21 protein-coding genes are annotated in these 18,031 nt (G+C 46.2%); 1 reads left to right on the top strand and 20 read right to left on the bottom strand.

The window, feature by feature from the left end; translation table 11 throughout:
• Positions 1-23: 23 nt before the first annotated feature.
• From trpA to EDD67_RS05235, 9 genes are all read right to left on the bottom strand, one after another.
• Complete coding sequence (trpA, locus tag EDD67_RS05275; RefSeq protein WP_121438825.1) at positions 24-824, bottom strand: tryptophan synthase subunit alpha; 801 nt, start codon at positions 822-824, stop codon at positions 24-26.
• Positions 821-2,653 (bottom strand): tryptophan synthase subunit beta, encoded by a 1,833-nt coding sequence (gene trpB / locus EDD67_RS05270; protein ID WP_121438826.1) that lies wholly within the window; start codon positions 2,651-2,653, stop codon positions 821-823. Before trpB ends, trpA begins: the two co-directional genes overlap by 4 nt.
• The gene (trpC, locus tag EDD67_RS05265; protein ID WP_121438827.1) at positions 2,653-3,426 is read right to left on the bottom strand and encodes an indole-3-glycerol phosphate synthase TrpC; all 774 of its coding nucleotides are present in this window, start codon (positions 3,424-3,426) and stop codon (positions 2,653-2,655) included. Before trpC ends, trpB begins: the two co-directional genes overlap by 1 nt.
• Positions 3,423-4,439 carry an anthranilate phosphoribosyltransferase gene (gene trpD, locus EDD67_RS05260; RefSeq protein ID WP_121438828.1) on the bottom strand — a complete coding sequence of 339 codons (1,017 nt, stop codon included), beginning with the start codon at positions 4,437-4,439 and terminating at the stop codon, positions 3,423-3,425. The genes trpC and trpD overlap by 4 nt, the downstream gene beginning before the upstream one ends.
• Positions 4,436-5,932 carry an anthranilate synthase component I gene (gene trpE / locus EDD67_RS05255; RefSeq protein ID WP_121439162.1) on the bottom strand — a complete coding sequence of 499 codons (1,497 nt, stop codon included), beginning with the start codon at positions 5,930-5,932 and terminating at the stop codon, positions 4,436-4,438. Before trpE ends, trpD begins: the two co-directional genes overlap by 4 nt.
• A 236-nt stretch (positions 5,933-6,168) precedes the next feature.
• Positions 6,169-6,552, bottom strand: a complete 384-nt coding sequence (aroH, locus tag EDD67_RS05250) for a chorismate mutase (protein ID WP_121438829.1) — start codon at positions 6,550-6,552, stop codon at positions 6,169-6,171.
• Positions 6,549-7,640: a 3-dehydroquinate synthase gene (gene aroB, locus EDD67_RS05245; protein WP_121438830.1), complete on the bottom strand. Its 1,092-nt coding sequence runs from the start codon at positions 7,638-7,640 to the stop codon at positions 6,549-6,551. Before aroB ends, aroH begins: the two co-directional genes overlap by 4 nt.
• Positions 7,640-8,812 carry a chorismate synthase gene (gene aroC / locus EDD67_RS05240; protein WP_121438831.1) on the bottom strand — a complete coding sequence of 391 codons (1,173 nt, stop codon included), beginning with the start codon at positions 8,810-8,812 and terminating at the stop codon, positions 7,640-7,642. Before aroC ends, aroB begins: the two co-directional genes overlap by 1 nt.
• A 149-nt stretch (positions 8,813-8,961) precedes the next feature.
• On the bottom strand, positions 8,962-9,744 hold the full coding sequence (locus tag EDD67_RS05235; protein ID WP_121438832.1) for a CheR family methyltransferase: 783 nt from the start codon (positions 9,742-9,744) through the stop codon (positions 8,962-8,964).
• 120 nt (positions 9,745-9,864) lie between these two features.
• On the opposite strand from EDD67_RS05235, the gene EDD67_RS13840 reads away from it, so the two are divergent.
• Positions 9,865-10,029 (top strand): hypothetical protein, encoded by a 165-nt coding sequence (locus tag EDD67_RS13840; RefSeq protein ID WP_154718736.1) that lies wholly within the window; start codon positions 9,865-9,867, stop codon positions 10,027-10,029.
• Between the two features lie 242 nt (positions 10,030-10,271).
• Here EDD67_RS13840 and ndk read toward each other — a convergent pair whose 3' ends face one another.
• From ndk to EDD67_RS05180, 11 genes are all read right to left on the bottom strand, one after another.
• Positions 10,272-10,715, bottom strand: coding sequence for a nucleoside-diphosphate kinase (gene ndk / locus EDD67_RS05230; protein WP_121438833.1), 444 nt, complete (start codon positions 10,713-10,715; stop codon positions 10,272-10,274).
• A 90-nt stretch (positions 10,716-10,805) separates the two neighbouring features.
• Positions 10,806-11,777 (bottom strand): heptaprenyl diphosphate synthase component II, encoded by a 972-nt coding sequence (gene hepT, locus EDD67_RS05225; RefSeq protein ID WP_121438834.1) that lies wholly within the window; start codon positions 11,775-11,777, stop codon positions 10,806-10,808.
• A complete protein-coding gene (locus EDD67_RS05220) occupies positions 11,774-12,649 on the bottom strand; it encodes a menaquinone biosynthesis protein (RefSeq protein ID WP_121438835.1) in 876 nt (291 codons plus the stop codon). The genes hepT and EDD67_RS05220 overlap by 4 nt, the downstream gene beginning before the upstream one ends.
• On the bottom strand, positions 12,649-13,251 hold the full coding sequence (locus tag EDD67_RS05215) for a UbiX family flavin prenyltransferase (RefSeq protein WP_121438836.1): 603 nt from the start codon (positions 13,249-13,251) through the stop codon (positions 12,649-12,651). Before EDD67_RS05215 ends, EDD67_RS05220 begins: the two co-directional genes overlap by 1 nt.
• Positions 13,248-14,108, bottom strand: a complete 861-nt coding sequence (locus EDD67_RS05210; protein ID WP_121438837.1) for a UbiA-like polyprenyltransferase — start codon at positions 14,106-14,108, stop codon at positions 13,248-13,250. The genes EDD67_RS05215 and EDD67_RS05210 overlap by 4 nt, the downstream gene beginning before the upstream one ends.
• Positions 14,109-14,130: 22 nt before the next feature.
• Positions 14,131-14,841 (bottom strand): demethylmenaquinone methyltransferase, encoded by a 711-nt coding sequence (locus EDD67_RS05205; RefSeq protein WP_121438838.1) that lies wholly within the window; start codon positions 14,839-14,841, stop codon positions 14,131-14,133.
• Between the two features lie 3 nt (positions 14,842-14,844).
• Entirely contained in the window at positions 14,845-15,660 is an 816-nt protein-coding gene (locus EDD67_RS05200; protein WP_158638138.1) for a heptaprenyl diphosphate synthase component 1, read from the bottom strand.
• A gap of 159 nt (positions 15,661-15,819) precedes the next feature.
• On the bottom strand, positions 15,820-16,038 hold the full coding sequence (gene mtrB, locus EDD67_RS05195; RefSeq protein ID WP_093071544.1) for a trp RNA-binding attenuation protein MtrB: 219 nt from the start codon (positions 16,036-16,038) through the stop codon (positions 15,820-15,822).
• A gap of 15 nt (positions 16,039-16,053) precedes the next feature.
• Entirely contained in the window at positions 16,054-16,620 is a 567-nt protein-coding gene (gene folE / locus EDD67_RS05190) for a GTP cyclohydrolase I FolE (RefSeq protein WP_093071545.1), read from the bottom strand.
• A 161-nt stretch (positions 16,621-16,781) separates the two neighbouring features.
• Positions 16,782-17,054 carry an HU family DNA-binding protein gene (locus tag EDD67_RS05185; RefSeq protein ID WP_093071546.1) on the bottom strand — a complete coding sequence of 91 codons (273 nt, stop codon included), beginning with the start codon at positions 17,052-17,054 and terminating at the stop codon, positions 16,782-16,784.
• 237 nt (positions 17,055-17,291) lie between these two features.
• A complete protein-coding gene (locus EDD67_RS05180; RefSeq protein WP_121438841.1) occupies positions 17,292-18,011 on the bottom strand; it encodes a hypothetical protein in 720 nt (239 codons plus the stop codon).
• Between the last annotated feature and the right edge of the window lie 20 nt (positions 18,012-18,031).

The following is an 18,031-nucleotide window of genomic DNA, read 5'->3' as shown; positions in this document are numbered from 1 at the left end:
ATCTCAATCGTATGTCTTCTATCTTAGTATGAAATGAGCGCTTCGACAAATGATTTAATTCGTTTAACGGCATCTGCTCTCGTTCGGCTATCAAGAAGCGCCTCTTCTTCTTTCCCGATCTCTTTTACGATTGCCGATCCGACAATTGCTCCGTCAGCGATCGATTGGAAGTGACGGACGTGTTCGTTCGTCGTAATGCCAAAACCCGCTAAAACTGGAACTTCCGTAAAGTTTTGGATCGCGGCAATATCATCTGCAATCTTTTCTGAAAATGATGTCCGTTCCCCGGTTACGCCTAAACTTGTCACGTAATACAAAAATCCGTCAGCTGATTTACTGATTTTCTCTGTCCGGTTTTGCGAACTCGGGGCAATCAGCGGAACGAGTGAAAGACCGTTTTCGAGAAATTTTTCTCTCCAGTCAGTACTTTCCTCATACGGCAAGTCAGGTATCAATATGCCGTCGAAACCCGACTCTTTCATGTCATGGATTAACGCCTCGACGCCGTAAGTCAGCACAGGATTCACGTACGTAAAAAGAACCGCCGGAATATGCAGGCCTTTTTTTCGCGCTTCTTTCATCCCGGCTAAAGCTTGCGGTAAATTCCCGCCGGTTTTCTGCGCGCGCTTACCGGCTTCTTGAATGACCGGACCGTCAGCTAACGGATCGCTAAACGGCACGCCCCATTCCAATGCATCGGCACCGGCTTCCTGCAGCGCTACAGCAATATCTGTCGATGCGTCCATCGTCGGATCTCCGCTCATCATGTAAGGGACAAACAAGGCGTCTTTAGTTTGAAAACCCGGCTGTGTCAGTCGGTTCATTTATCTGCACCCCCAAGCACTTGCTGAATCGTATGCACATCTTTGTCTCCGCGCCCGGACAAGCAAACGAGCAGCGCATCATCTTCTGAATAAGATTTGGCGGCTCGTTTTACATAAGCAAGCGCATGCGCCGTTTCAATCGCAGGCAAAATCCCTTCGAGCCGGCATAAATCTTCTAATGCATCCATCGCTTCATCATCGGTTACAGCTTCATAATTAACTATCCCGCTGTCACGCAAATGCGCATGCTCTGGTCCGATACCGGGATAATCGAGGCCGGCCGAAATGGAATAAGGTTCAAAAACATTGCCGTGATCATCTTGAATGAGGTAAGATAACGCGCCGTGCAGCACGCCTTTTCTTCCCTTGCTTAACGTCGCCGCATGATCCGGCGTGTCCATCCCTTTGCCGGCAGCTTCAATCCCGGTTAAGCGGACACCGCTATTAATATACGGGTAAAACATTCCCATGGCATTGCTTCCGCCTCCGACACATGCAACAGCTTCCGCCGGCTGTTTGCCGCAAATTTCCTCCATTTGCCGGATACTTTCATCCCCGATCACCCGCTGGAAATTTCGAACAATCATCGGATACGGATGTGGGCCGACGACACTGCCGATCAGATAAAACGTTGTATCCACGTTCGCCACCCAGTGACGGATCGCCTCATTCGTAGCATCTTTTAACGTTTTTCCGCCTGATTGAACTTCAAGTACTTCAGCGCCCAAAAGCCGCATGCGAAAGACGTTAAGCTCTTGTCTTTTCATATCTTCAGCGCCCATAAACACCTTGCATGATAAACCGAACCGCGCGGCCATTGTCGCTGTTGCGACACCGTGCTGTCCTGCTCCGGTTTCAGCAATAATTTCCGTTTTGCCCATTTTTTTAGCTAAGAGACCTTGTGCTAAAGCGTTATTGATTTTATGTGCGCCGGTATGAAGCAAATCTTCCCGTTTTAAATAGATTTGCGCTCCGCCGTATGCCTCTGTTAAAGATCCGGCATACGTAATTTCCGTCGGCCTTCCGGCATAACGCTTTAATTCTTGCTGAAGTTCAGCTTTAAATGATTCTTCCGCTGTAATCGTATGATAAGCTTCTTCCAGCTGTGTCAGGGCGTACATTAACGTTTCCGGCACATATTTCCCGCCGAAATCACCGAAGCGGCCTAACTCATCTGGAAACGCGTATACATTCGCCGTCTTTTTCATTATCGTCACCATCTTTCGGTAGTCTTTTTCGTCGCCGGTTTCAATACCGCTGGAAATATCTAAGCCCCACGGGTGATACTTCAGCAGCTCGTCTGCATTTCCCGCTGTGATACCGCCGGCAATAAAAATCGGCACACCCTGCCGTTTCGCTTCCTCACTGTATTCCGGAACAGCGTCCCAATCAAATGCCGTGCCGGTTCCGCCCATACTGTGTTCGGTTTTGGTATCGACTAAAAAACCGTCTGCAGCATTTTCGAACTCTTTCATCCGCAAGAGAGCTCCGGATTCATGATGAATCGTTTTAAAAACCTGTACGCCCGACAGAGCTGTTTTCATCGCATGGACGTCGACTGAAGTTTCGTTGCCGTGACATTGGATGATGTCGAGGCCTGCTGTTTTTGCTGTTTGAATAATGGTTGTCTCTTCTTCATCGACAAAAACACCCGTCAATAAAGCTCTGTTATTTTGCGGCAACTCCGCTGTCCATTCACAGACGTCTTCCGGCCGCACCCGGCGCTTGGACGGGGCGAAAATAAACCCGAGATAATCTGCGCCGGCTGAGCACGCATTTACAACATCTTTTTTTGAACGCATGCCGCAAAATTTGATTTGAGGCCGCATCAACTTTCACCCCCGTCAAACAGCTGATTCAAAAACAGCTGCGGGGACTCGGCGAGCATAAACCCTTCACCGATCAGCATGCCGCCTGCTCCGGCTTTTTTAAGACGGCGAATATGTCCGGCATTATGGATACCGCTTTCGCTGATAACGAAGCTGCCGTCCGGAACGAGCGGAGCGAGCGATTCCGTGATGGACATATCGGTTGAAAACGTATGAAGATCGCGATTGTTGATCCCGACCAGCTCGGGAAACACGTGCTTATACACTTGCTCCAGCTCTTTTTCATTGTGTACTTCCGTTAACACTTCCAGTCCTAATTCACGCGCGTATTCATAATACTCGGCAAATTGACGTTCTTCTAAAATTGCCGCGATTAATAAAACAGCATCTGCTCCGATCTTATCGGATTCGGTGATCATTTTTTCATCACAGATAAAGTCTTTTCGCAGCACCGGCGTATCGACTGCCTCTTTAACAGCTGTTAAATCAGCGTTCTTCCCTTGAAAATACGCAAAGTCAGTCAAAACAGAAATGCCCGATACGTGTACACTTTCATAACGTTTGGCAATCGCCTCAGGAGAAAAATCATTTGTAAATACACCTTTTGAAGGGCTCGCTTTTTTCACTTCAGCAATGACCCCTAAAGGGTATTCCGCCTGTTTCAAAGAGGAGATAAGCGGTCTTTTAGGCTTATCTGTTGCCGGTAAAGCTCGGATATTAACGTTGCGCAGGTTTTCTTTTTTGGTTTTAACAATTTCATTTAGGATAGTCATTGTTTGACAGACACCTCTTCTTTACTCTGCAGGCGTTTCAAATGTTTCATAACCGGTTCGCCAAGATATGCCCGGCACTTGTCAACACCCTGCGCAATTGTTTCAGCATTACCGTTGACGTATAAAGCAGCCCCGGCGTTTAATAATAGCAATCCGGTCGCAGCATCGGTCCTGTTGCCTTCGAACGTGTCGACGATCATTCGGGCGCTCATTTCCGCATTATCAGCTTTTGCCGCTGAAGCATCCATCGTTGTCAGCCCGGCATCTTCAGGGCGAAAGGCGAACTTATCAATTCGGTTGCCGCGAACTTCAACCATGTTCGTCACGCCTTGAACGGTGACTTCATCCATGCCGTCTTCTCCGGTTACAAAAAGAGCGCGTTCAATCCCGAGGTTCAAGGCGGCCGCGGCCATTTTTTCCGCTGCATCATTGCTGTATACACCGATGATCCGCCGTTCTGCTCCGCCGGGGTTGGTTAACGGCCCGAGCAGATTAAAGATCGTTTTATGCTGTAATTTTTGCCGCACAGGAGCAACGTGTTTCATCGCCTGATGATACACAGGAGCGAAAAAGAACGACAAATGATAATCTCTTAAGCGCTGCAGCGTTTCTTCTTCGGTCGCTTGAAACGGAATCCCGAGGTGATCGAGCACATCGGCACTTCCGGTTTTTGATGAGACACTCCGGTTCCCGTGTTTGGCTACCGCAATCCCCATCGAACTTAACAAAATCGCCGATGCCGTTGAGATGTTGTATGTCCCGCTCCCGTCTCCGCCTGTGCCGCACGTATCGAGCACAGGGTAAGGAATTGTCATTGTCGCAGCTTTATTGATCATTCCTCTGGCAAACCCTGTCACTTCTTCAGCTGTTTCGCCCCGGTGCTGCATAATCGCTAATAAGGCTGCCATTCGTTCATTATCCAACTTCCCTTCCATCATGTCTGTGACGGCTGCTTCTGCGTCAGCAGCAGTTAACGGTTCACCGTTCAATATTTGTTCATACGCTCTGCTCATCTCTTTAATACCTCCTCGCTAAAACTTTCCTCTGCTGTTTTTATCGCATAAATCAATGCGCTTGCTTTGTTTCTCGTTTCGCGCCATTCGCTTTCAGGATCGGAATCCTGCACGACACCGGCTCCAGCTTGTATATAAGCTGTTTTATTTTTCAGAATGATCGTTCGAATTGCAATACACGAATCGACCGCATCGTTAAACCCGCAATAAGCAATTGCGCCTGAATACACTCCGCGCCGTGTTTTTTCCAATTCCTGAATAATCTCTACTGCTCTCACTTTCGGCGCACCTGAAACCGTTCCGGCGGGATGCGCGGCAAACAAAGCTTCAAACGGATGTTTCTCTATACTCAATTTGCCGGTAACTTTAGAAATGATGTGCATAACATAGGAAAAGTACGATATTTTCATAAAAGATGATACGTTTACCGAGCCGTACTCGCTGACGCGTCCGACATCATTTCTGGCTAAATCGACGAGCATTAAGTGCTCGGCGCGTTCTTTCTCATCGGCAAGGAGCTCTTTTGCGAGCATTTGATCTTCCTCTTCGGTACTTCCGCGTTTTCTCGTTCCGGCAATCGGATGAACTTCGAGCGACCGATCAGCATCAACCTTGATCAGCCGCTCCGGAGAGCTCCCGATCACTTCTTGATCGTGAAAGCGAATGTAATATAAATAAGGGGATGGATTCACTTTTCGAAGAACACGGTAGAGCGTCAGTCCGTCTGATTGCACAGGCAGCTCAAACCTTTGCGATAACACCGTTTGAAATACATCGCCTTGAGCAATGTAAGTTTTTACTTTTTCTACCGCTTCCATAAACGCGGTTTTTGTAAAGTTTGAATGCACACCGTCAAATAACGTATCCTGTTCCGGTGATGCTACAGGGACCAGCGAAGGCGGTCTCGCCTGTTCTGATTGAATCGTTTTAATGACTTCCTCAACTTTGGCTGTGCTTTGTGCGTAAGCTTCTTCTGCACTCAGCTGCGATGTATCCTGCCAATGAATAACAGTCAGCTCTTCTTTACTGTGGTGATAAGCGAGAATCGTCTCGCAAAAGATCATCGCGACATCGTGCTCTTCTCCCGCCTCAACACGGGTAGCCGGCTCTTCATAATGATAGCCTTCAAAACTGACATAACCGACAGCCCCGCCCGGAAAAGGGATATCCGGTCCATTCGGCGAAACGGATAAATAATTCAGCGCCGATTTCCAAGCTTTTTCAAACGTTTCATCATCCGTCAACACGTTGCCGGCGCGGTCTTTAAATTGAAAGCGGCCATGTTGATCGGTAATCGCGTAGTCTGGCGACAGTCCGATAAATGAATAATTCGACCATGGCGATGCCGGATCTTTACTTTCCAAAATGAACGAGGCATCGTCGTCGAACATATGAAACAATTGAATCGGTGTTTTTGTGTCCGCGATGACACTCGCGGAAACCGGAACTTTTTGATATTTTTCCGCTTCTTTTCGAAATGCTTCTATTGTCATGTTATACAAGGGGATCACCTCTTTTGTAAGCGAGGTAAAACGCGCGGGAAAACAGGCAGGAAGGTACAATAAAAACGCCTGCAACAAAACAGACGTTCGGGCAGATGATTATTCTTCCCTCGCCTCCGCTATGCTCTGCTAATCTCGCTCATCTCAGCTCAATCTTACATAATTTGTATAGCTTAGCTCGCTCGCTCTCTCATCTCTAATCTCTAATCTCTAATCTTTGTGTTATCCTACCTTGATTTCTCTTGATTTGTCAAGCTTAAGTCCGGCCGCAAACTGACGGCGCGGTTTAAGTAAACATGTTGAATATCCCGCTGCGCTAAGCCGGTCTCCGCGGTAACCATGACACGGATGCACCGTTCGATTCCGTCCGGGACGTCGATTTCCCGGGCGCACATGACGGGGACAAACTGATATCCGTCCAATTGCCGAAGAGATTTCGCAGGGAAAGCCGCATTCAAATCGTTTGTGACGGTAAACCATACATGAGAAATGTCTTCCGCTTTTAAATTGTTCCTCGCGATAATTGCCTCAACCATTTCATAAGAAGCGCTCACAATTGACTCCGCTTCATTTACCTCAACGGTTGTCGCACCTCTGAATCCGCGAATCATATCGTCATCTCCTCTTTTAATAAGTCAAGGATCGTATCGTCTTCAACCGGACGAACTAAAGGAACCCCAGCTTCTTGAAGAAGAACAAACCGCACTTTCTGTTCGGCCGCTTTTTTGTCACGTTTCATATGGGCCAACAACGTTTCAGGTTCGCATGAAGCAGGTATCGTTAAATCGTAACCTAAGCGGATCATTTCTTCATTGTACGCTTCGCTGTCGAGTGAAGACCCGAGAACTTTGCCGCTTAATTTCATGGCAAAATCCATTCCGATCGCAACAGCTTCGCCGTGGGTCAACGTTCCGTAGCCGGCTTCTGCTTCAATTGCATGTCCGAGCGTATGGCCAAAATTTAAGAAGGCGCGAATGCCGGCCTCCCGTTCATCAAGCTGAACAATTTCAGCTTTGACTTGGATAGATTGACGAATCGTATCATTCAAAACATCGACAGGAACCGCGGATAGATCGAGCCATTGATCTTTAATAACTTTAAGAAGCGCAGGGTCTTGAATCCAGCCGTGTTTAATCACTTCTGCTAAGCCTGAACGCCACTCCTTCTCCGGCAGTGTATAAAGCGTTTCTGTATCATAGATGACAGCTGCGGGGGGATGGAACGCGCCGATTAAATTTTTCCCGAGCGGATGATTAAGCCCGGTTTTCCCGCCGACACTGCTGTCATGTGCTAACAGTGTCGTCGGCATTTGCACATAATCGATTCCCCGCATATAAGTTGCCGCAGCAAACCCGGCAGCATCGCCGACGACACCGCCGCCAAGCGCAACGATCACCGAATTTCTGTCTAAGTGGCAATTCAGCGCAAACGTCATTAACTCATAGTACGTTTCCATCGATTTCGACTGTTCGCCTGCAGCAAGCGTGTAGATATACAAAGGCTGTTCGTCAGCAAAGGATGCAGCCACCTCTTCCGCATACAGCGGTCCGACTGTTTCGTCGGTCACGATCAAAACAGCCGAAAACTTTGATTTGCCCAAATCTTTTAAAATATCAGCGGTTTGATGTCGCAGCCCTGCGGCGATATAGATTGGGTACGTATGACTTTCAGAACGTATTTCAAGCGATCGTTCCGCCATTAAAATGACCTCACTTCATCTAAATACATCTCATAATGCTTCTTAATATCCGGCAATGTATCGGCGCCGAACTTCTCGAGAAACTCGTTCGCGATTTCCCAAGCTACAGCAGCCTCACAGACGACCGCTGCTGCAGGCACTGCGCAGCTGTCCGAACGCTCAATGCTTGCTGAGAAAGGTTCTTTTGTTTCAATATCAACGCTTTGCAGCGGTTTATAAAGTGTCGGTATCGGCTTCATCGCTCCGTGAACAACAACAGGCATACCTGTTGTCATTCCTCCTTCAAAACCGCCAAGCCGGTTGCTTTTACGATAGTATCCGGCCGCTTCATCATAAGCAATCTCATCGTGAACCCGGCTGCCGTTAAGACGCGCCGCTTCAAAACCAATCCCGATTTCAACACCTTTGAAGGCGTTAATGCTTAACACAGCTTGAGCAATCTTCGCGTCGAGTTTTCGGTCATAATGAACATGACTGCCAAGGCCGGGCGGAACATGGTCTGCAAGCACCTCTATGACCCCGCCGATCGAATCGCCGTCTTTTTTCGCATCATCAATCGCTTGCTTCATTTTTTCTTCCGCGTCTGTATCCAGGCAGCGAACTTCCGACTGTTCCGTTTTTTCCTTGATCGATGCAGCGCTGTCGGAACTTTCAACGGAACTTTTAATATTGCCGATTTCAAGCACATGCCCGGCTACTTCAATGCCAAATTGGCGCAAGATCACTTGTGCGACAGCACCGACAGCTACTCGCGCTGTCGTTTCCCGGGCTGAAGATCTCTCAAGCACATTTCGCATATCGCGGTGTCGGTACTTCAATGCTCCGTTTAAATCAGCATGTCCCGGGCGCGGACGGGCAATTTGCCGTTTCACATCCTTTTCTTCTTCTTCGCTGATCGGTTCTGGTCCCATAACTTTTTGCCAATGTTTCCAATCTTTATTTTCAATGTGAAGCGTAATCGGCGCCCCTGTTGTTTTTCCGTGGCGAACTCCGCTTGTAATCGTGACTTGATCGGTTTCGATCTGCATTCGCCGGCCGCGGCCGTAACCTTTTTGTCTTCTCGCTAAATGCTCGTTTATATCTTCTTTCGTTAACGGAATTTGACTCGGAACGCCTTCAATGATCGCTGTCAATTCCGGACCGTGTGACTCACCTGCTGTTAAAAATCTCATCTGTATCATCTCCATACGTCTTTATCACTTTTATGCGTTAAATAATCGATGTTACTATTGTTTATGATTGTAACGAATTTTTCAAGCAAAATAAATCGTTTTTCGTAATTTACATCAAAAGAGGAAAATCAGATGATTCTCCTCGCAGCTTAAACATGTTCAATTTTGCGGTAAAAAAATGTTTCTTCAGAAATTAATCCGTAGCGCTGCGGGTTGAAAATTTGCTCGGTACTTCCGACAAATAAAACCCCGCCTATTTTTAACGCCCGGCTAAAACGCAAATAAATATCGTCTTTCGCTTCTTCCGTAAAGTAGATCATCACGTTTCGGCAGACAATCAAATCTTTGCCCGTCTCAAACCGGTCCGCCAAAAGGTTATGCTTTTTAAACCGGACCGAGCTTTTCACCTTATCCCGAACACGGTAGCCGACGGAATCGCTGTGAAAATAATTTTCCAGCTTATCACTGCTTACATTTTCAACCGAACGCTCAGGATAAAATCCTTTTTTCGCGCGGTTCAATATCGATTCATCCAAGTCTGTCGCCAAAATTTCATAGCGGCTGTTCCCCGCTTGTTCTTGCAGCAGTATCGCGAGCGAATACGGCTCTTCCCCCGTTGAACAGGCGGCACTCCAAACGTTTAATGTGCCTTGTTTATTTTTCAATAATGCAGGCATAATTTGTGTTTCTAAGACAGTCCAGCGTTGCGGGTTGCGAAAAAACTCAGAAACGTTAATTGTCATCCGATCGAGAAATTCTTCAAACAGATCCTGATTTGTTGTTAACGCGTGATAATAATCGTGAAAATTTACAAATGACCGCTTGTCGCGAAGCGATGTCAACCGCCGTTTCATTTGAGCTTCTTTATAAAGAGAAAGGTCGATGCCGGTTTTGCGTTTAATATTGTCTGTAAACTGTTTGTACTCATCCATATGTTCTTGATCCTCTTTTCTGCAACGATACAAGTCTGATCCATTTATACCATAAACCAGCTGGAGGATAAAGTTAAAAAGCGCCTTCTGCCGAAGGCGCTTTAGAGTATAGACAAAGTCATGACATCGTTAGATGTCCTATTAAAAGGAACGGATGACGACGCATCGTCCGGCTTCTTTCCGCGGGCGAGCGCCGAGCCGCTTCGGGCTGACGCCCTGCAGGGTCTCGCCTGTCTCGCTATCCCGCAGGAGAAAGCCGGGATGCTGGGTCATCCTCTTTTTTGAAGCGAGTGTATTCATAAAAAAGAAGCCGTGCATCCACTCCTCCGACGCCTCCGGGAAAGCAAGCGACGAAGATCCGGATTCGGCGGCCTAAGGCCGCCGAATCCTAGCTGAGTCCTTGCCCGGGGCAAGCGGAGGGTAGTGTGGATTCATGGCTGACATCAAAATATAGTTTGTCTACAGTCTGAAGCGCCTTCTGCCGAAGGCGCTTCAGTGTGTGTTCATGCTGTTTTAGATCACGGATACTACACCCATTTTGATACCGTTTTGCTGTAATTCAAAATCTCCGCATCATTAAAGAAAAGGCTGATTTCACGTTCCGCACTCTCTGCTGAGTCAGATCCGTGCACAAGATTTTTCGATACGCTAAGGCCGAAATCCCCGCGGATCGTTCCCGGCGCAGCTTCAGCCGGATTTGTTTTCCCCATCATTTTTCTTGCTTCGCTTATACAGTTTTCTCCTTCAAGCACGACAGCAAATACTGGACCTGAAGTAATAAAATCAACCAGGCCTTCATAAAATGGCTTGCCTTTATGTTCCCCGTAATGGGTTCCGGCGAGCTCTTCCGTTATCATCATCATTTTTGCTGCAGCAATTGTGAAACCTTTCTTTTCAAAACGGGTTAATATTTCACCGGTCAACCCGCGCTGCACCCCGTCCGGCTTCACCATCACAAACGTTTGTTCCATCATTGCACCTCCAGCGAACGAAATTATGTAAACCCTTACATATCATAGCAGGGTTTTGGCTTCATCACAAGTACGCAGCCAACGCTCAAATTAAAATTTCCGCTCCCCGATATATTCGGCAATCTCTGTTAACGCCCGTTTCGCCCGGTTTGATTTGAGCGGCGCTAACGCATCATGAGCTTTTTCTAAATAACGGTCTGCCAGTTTTTTTGAAAAGTCTATTCCGCCAGAAGCACGGATCCGACGAATAACCCCGGGCATATCCATCAATTTGTCGCCGCCGGATTGCAAATAAGCTGAAATGTCTTCATAGAGCTGCTCGTCTTGATGCATCGCATACAACGCCGGAAGGGTCAGGTTCCCTTGTTGCAAATCGCTCCCGGCCGGTTTACCTAATTCTTTTTCAGTGCCGACAAAATCGAGAATATCATCAGTTATTTGAAAAGCCATGCCTGTATAATAACCGTATCTTTTTAAATTTTCGCGATCTTGCTCGGATGCTTCTGCAACGAGCGCTCCGAGCTCACAGCTCACGGCAATAAGAAGCGCTGTTTTGCGGCGGATTCTTCGTAAATACATCCGCATATTCTGATTCCAGTTGTATTGATCTTTAATCTGTTCCACTTCGCCAATTGCCATCTCAACCATCGCTTCTGACAGCGTTTGATGCAATGCAATGTTTGTTTCTGCAGCTGCAATTTCAATCGCTTTAGCAAAAATATAGTCGCCGGTATACATTGCTATACGATTGTCCCACTTAGCTTTAATCGTTTCTTCGCCTCTTCTGACAGAAGCGTCATCAATTACGTCGTCATGAACGAGCGACCCCATATGAATTAATTCAAGCGGCACAGCAACATGCTTAATCCTTTCGATATCATACGTCCCAAACTGGGCAGACAACAGCACAAATACCGGGCGGATTCTTTTTCCGCCCGCTTTTAACAAATGAGATGAAGCTTCTTGCAATATAGCATGATCAGCATCGATTGTTTTTTCAATTTCTTTTTCAATTTTTGAAATATCCTGTTTTAAGTACCAATAAATATCCGAGAGTTTCATTCCGATCCACCTAACGAAAAAATGTGCTCTGAAGCCGGGCGTTGCCAAACAGCGATATCGCGGACAGGCTCTTGAAGCAGTCCGTATTTATAAGCGAGCTCAAAATAATACAGCAGCCCAGCAAGATGTTGGTCTGATAAATCGTAATTCAATCCTTGAAAATAATGATGCCAAAAAGTTTCTGAACCGCTGTATGTTTGCTTGACAGAAGCAATCATACTTTGAAAACCGTCCGAGCGGCAAATTTCTTTGCTTTTTGTGATTTGCTCGGTCAGTTCGAGCATCGCATCAGGGTATGAGCGAAGAATTTCATTTCGAACGGCAATCACAGCGTATGTCATTGGATATCCTGTCCACTTGTGCCATTCTTCACCGAGATCGTAAATGTACGAGTGGTTTTGTTTATACATATGCGCCATAATCGCATCATCCCCGATTAACAAACATGCATCGTATTCGGACATCATCGTATCGTAGTCAGGCGGAACCGTTGTATATACCGCGTCAGCCCCGTAAAATTCCTGCAGGATAATCATCAGCAAATGTACTGAAGTTGCCGATGAGGATGTTAAAGCAATCCGTTTTCCAGACAATTGATTGATCGGCGCATGCGAAAATAAAAATATCGAACCGACGGCGCGAGGGGATGAGACTGATAAGTTCGGCAATAGCGTATACTCGTCAGCATGCTCTGCATACGAAAACGAAGAAATGCCGCCTACATGTATGTGCCCTTCGCTCATTTCTTGATTTAATTGCGACGGAATTGCCGGCTCAAACGTGAAGCCGATCTCCTGTAAGCGGTCTCTGTTTAAATAATAAAACAGCGGCAAAATATTCGTATAGGATATTTCTCCGATCACTAAATTCATTATGACTCCCCCCAGCGTCTAAAGAGATTATGGGACGCCCCGAGCTGATCAAGAACTTTTCCGACGACAAAATTGACTAAGTCATCGTAATTCGACGGTTGATGGTAAAAACCAGGCATAGCTGGAACGATTTGCGCCCCGGTATCACTGAGGCGCTTCATATTCTCCAAGTGAATCGAATTTAACGGCGTCTCTCTCGGTACAATAATCAGTTTACGCCGTTCTTTTAACGCAACGTCCGCAGCCCGCTCAAGCAAGTTTGACGATGTACCGTGGGCAATTTTCGCGAGCGTCCCCATTGAACAAGGCACAATTACCATACCGTCATTTTGTGCTGATCCGCTTGCAATCGGAGCTGAAAACTCTTGATCGGTATGATAAAAAAGCCGTTCATGACTGCCAAATAATTCATAAAGGCAGCGCTCCCGATCGCTAGTATCCATCCCGAGCTCATAATACAGCACTTGCCAGGCGGCGCCGGTTAATAAGAAATGCACCGTGTGGCCTGACTTAAGCAGTTCTTGCACGATCCGGACGCCGTAAACAGCTCCGCTTGCTCCTGTTAAAGCAACAGTCAATGTTTTTTTCTCATTTGTGCTCATATGATCAAATCTCCCAACGTAAAGACGAGCAACACGATACTGATGATGCCGTTCATCTTAAAAAATGCGACATCTACTTTGGATAAATCTTTCGGAGAAACAAGCGAATGTTCATAAACCATGATCGCTCCGACGATCACAATTCCGAACGCATATATCCAGCTGAGCGGAGCGACAAAAAACAGCAGTATCATTGCCGAAAAACTGACGACATGAAAACCGCGTGCAATCTTAAGCGCTTTAGCAATCCCGAATTTACTCGGAATTGAGTGCAGATTGACTTCCTGGTCATAATCGGCGTCTTGTGTCGCATAAATAACATCAAATCCCGCTGTCCAGAAGGCGACGGCGATAAAAAGAATAAACGCCTCCCATGTCAAAACGCCGGTTGCGCCGACCCAGCCCCCAAGCGGAGCAATTCCGATCGTCACACCGAGAAAAACATGACAAAGCCAAGTAAATCGTTTCGTATACGAATAGAATACAAGAAAAAACACCGCAACCGGCAGCAAGTATACAGCAAGCATGTTTAATTGAAAGGCAGCAACAAAGAGCACAGCAAACGAAACGGCGATAAATCCAGCCGTTTCAGCTTTTGACAAAAGGCCTGCTGGAATCGCGCGATCTGCTGTCCGCGGATTCGCTTTATCGATTTGAGCATCGATCAGACGGTTTAACGACATCGCCGCACTGCGGGCGCCGACCATCGCCAATGTAATCCAAATCCACTGCGCTATCGTAGGCCAGCCCCCCGTGACTAGCAAACTTCCCAAAGCAGCGCCGAGAAAAGCAAACGGCAGAGCAAAAACAGTATGTTCAAACTTGATCATTTCCAAAATAACTTTTAATTTCTTCATCTGGAATTTACCCCTTAACCATTTATGATTGATCTTTTTTGGCAAAATGCGAGGCTGCTGCGCCGCCGGCGTAAGATTGAACATCGACTTTCGAGAAACCAGCTTCATGGAACAAGCGTTTCAGCTCGCTTTTTCCCGGAAAAGATTGGCTTGACTCCTGAAGCCAAGAATATTCTTCGTAACTCTGCGCAAAAAATTTACCGAACATCGGCATCACTTTTTGAAAGTAAAACCAATAAAACTGTTTAAAAACCGGTGCAGTCGGCTGCGACGTTTCTAAACAGACAACCATCCCGCCGGGTTTTGCAACACGATACATTTCCTTTAATACTTGTAAATAATCCGGCACATTCCGAAGCCCGAATCCGATCGTTACATAATCAAATTGATCGTCAGCAAAAGGAAGGCTCATCGCATTTCCTTGAATTAAAGAGACATTCGCCATATTTTTATCGGCAAGCTTTTCTTTTCCGACGGCCAACATATTCTCACTAAAATCAATCCCTGTAACCGTACCGTTTTTCCCGGCAGCTTCCGCTAAATGCGCAGTCCAATCTGCCGTGCCGCAACATACATCCAGCGCTGAAGAACCCGGCGGAACAGCCATCTTTTTCATTGTATCTTTGCGCCATGCGATATGACGTCTGAAGCTGATAATTCCGTTCATTTTATCGTACTGTGAAGAGATTGATTGAAAGACATCATGGACCCGTTTTTCCTTGCTTGTTGTCATTGGTTATCCTTCCTCTGCTGCACACGTTTTTTTATACACATCACTCATTGAAGTTCCCGGATAAAACAGCGGCGGGAATGTCCCTTCTTCGATGCCGTTTTGCGCTGTAATCATTTCAAAATGACAGTATTCTTCTGCAACCGCCTCGCTGATGGCATGAGCAATCGTTCGCGAGCCGTTGTGCACGGAGTGCGGAACTTTATTTTTATAATTGAGCGCAGCCAAACCGAAAGTGCCGCTGTATTCGAGCTGGTTATAATCAGCCTGCAGTCCTTGAATAAGGAAATAGCTTCGCAAAGGTTCAACCCATGCATTCAGCTCAAACACTTCCGCCAGTCGAACGGCCAGGGCGGAATAGAGCGTGGCCAACTCTGTTAATCCAGGCGCCGGCTGTTTAGCCGAAGGGTGATAGATAGACATTTTCGCTTCGTTAATGTCTTGAATGCCTTTTGCAAGGGCTCGGATCACAGATGCATCACCGGAACGCGAAAGTATATAGTAATATAAGCTGCTGTAAAAATCGCCGCCGAGCACCGTAAGCTGCTGTTCTGTTTTTATATCCGGTGTGCCGAGACCGTGCTTAATAACCTTCTCATGCGTATCAAGTGCCGATTGAACGAGCAGTGTTGTCAAAATCAGCTGATGAATCTCTTGATCACTTTTGCCTGTATGTTTTAACATCCTGAATAAAACAAGAATATGATCTTCATTAACAGGAGGCTTTCCGATATAATATTCTAAATATCTATGGCTGACACTCTCCCCAAAGCTGTGAACCACGTTATGAACGAAGCTGTTCTCATGATGATTTACGGTCATTCTTAATCCCCCAGCGCAAATAGTCATTGCCTTCTGTTATACCTCGAAAGTATGCGTCAAGTATATCACAAAAATGTTTCCGGTTATAATCATTGCCACGAGAAAATCCTTACCAACAGGAAATCTTGCGCAAAAAAAAGCAGGCGACGATCACCTGCTTTAATCCTCAGTTTTCATTTCCCCGTGTGACGTTTGCAGCGTGGCCTTGCCGCGAATTTTTATTGCCGAGGTATGTTCAGTAAACTGTGCGATCATCATCTCATTTTTATCTAGTTTTTCAGAATGATGAAACCGCGTATCGGTTCCGCGCGTTAATCCAATGACATTTACTCCGTCTTCATCTGCTTTGATTACAATATATTCTCCTGTATCAGCCAATTTAATCCCTCCAAACTACTCCTTAATTAATGAGAGAACTTCCGACCTTGCAGCCTCGCTGTTCTCAAATGCACCCCGGACAGCTGATGTCACTGTTTTTGAACCGGGTTTATTCACCCCGCGCATCGTCATGCACATATGCTCAGCCTCCACAACAACGATGACACCGCGAGGATTGAGGGTCTCGACCATCGAATCTGCTACAGTTGAAGTGATCCGCTCCTGCAATTGCGGCCTGCTGGCTACGGATTCCAAGGCGCGGGCAATTTTGCTTAAGCCGGTCACTTTCCCTCCTTGAGGCAAATAACCTATATGCGCTTTGCCGAAAAACGGCACGAGGTGATGTTCACACATCGAATAAAACGGAATATCTTTCACGAGAACAAGCTCTTCATGATCCTCGCCAAAAACAGTTTTTAAGTGTTCTTTCGGATCTTGAAACATCCCGGCGAACACTTCTGAATACATCTTCGCAACTCTTTTCGGTGTATCTTGGATCCCTTCTCTTTCCGGATCGTCGCCAATCGCTTCTAAAATCATTTTTACGGCTTCTTGAATTTTATCTTGATCGATCTGTTCCATTGGTTTGACCTCCTGCGATTTCAAGTAGTCATTTCCTATTACTCTCATATCGTAGCACAGCCGTATATTAATCACAAAACAATAACTCTAAAAAGAAACCCGGCGGATGAATAACATCCGCCGGGTTGTCTTTCAGACACATATAAAACCCTATATGTACCTTATTTTACAGCATCCTTAAGGGCTTTACCTGGTTTGAACGCAGGTACATTGCTTGCCGGGATTTCAATTTCATCTCCGGTTTGTGGGTTACGGCCTTTACGCGCCGCACGTTCACGTACTTCGAAGTTGCCAAAGCCGATCAGTTGAACCTTTTCGCCTTTTTGAAGAGATCCTGTGATGACATCGAACACAGCATCAACAGCACTTGTCGCATCTTTTTTAGAAAGATCTGTTTGTTCAGCTACTGCGTTGATCAGTTCTGTTTTGTTCATTCCATTCACCTCCTCTCAGGATATATGGATGAAGAATCGTATTTACTGCTTCAACCTTGTTAATCCCCGTAAGAAGGGGATAACAAGGCTTATGTTAAACGATACAGCGCAAGAATTCAATAATATTTCCGTAATTCATGGGATTTTTATCGCTTTTCTTCCGAAATTGACAAAATAAGGTATTTTTTAAACCCTTTCATGACGGGCTTCACCCTCTTTGATAGAATTATATTCCTTTTATGGTGCTGCGAATTTCACTTCTCCATCGATAACGGTTTGCTCGACAGAGTAATCCGGAACAAACATCGCATTCTCGACCAATAGCTGTCTGTAATCATCGCCCGCAGAATATTCAGAAGTGTCATATTCATCTTTGTACGATTGAATATCCAGCGAATAATCGACAATCAATTCACCGCTTGTCTTCATGTAAACAGGTAAACGATGGTTCGGTTCAAACGGACTCGGAACAGTAGGAGGTTCGTCGTAATTTAACGCTTCATAATCCAGTTCGACAATTTCACCGTCAACGACTTCCTTGACCGGAGCGTAACTATATTCGGATCTGTATTGATGAATTTTCCGCTCCAATTCTTGAATAATATTCGCAGCACGCAAGTCAATTAAGCGCACTTCTGCACTCTCTTCCGGATCGACAATAACATATTGAAAAATTCCGCCTCGTTCAAAACTGTTTCCCGGGATTTCTGACAAATAACCTGCCGTCAGACGCTGAAAATCTATAGGATACCGCCTGAACTCCGGAGTCTCCGCATCTCTTGTTTGAATAGGCAGTACTTCTGTTTCCTCACGGTACTGCTCTACGGCTGATTCGACTCTGTTCAATTCATCTTCAGAAGGAACGGCTTCACTTCCGTTGCTTCCCCCTTCAGCTAAACAGCCGCTCATTAATATTAATCCTGCGAGAGCCGCTGTTAAAATTCCGGGCAATTTCATCCTGTATCTCTCCTTCTTCA

This window comes from Salisediminibacterium halotolerans (assembly GCF_003814815.1).
In the GTDB taxonomy this organism is placed as follows: Bacteria; Bacillota; Bacilli; order Bacillales; family Salisediminibacteriaceae; genus Salisediminibacterium; species Salisediminibacterium halotolerans.
The sequence above is the reverse complement of the archived record's forward strand: the minus strand, read 5'-3'. Positions and strand labels throughout refer to the sequence as shown.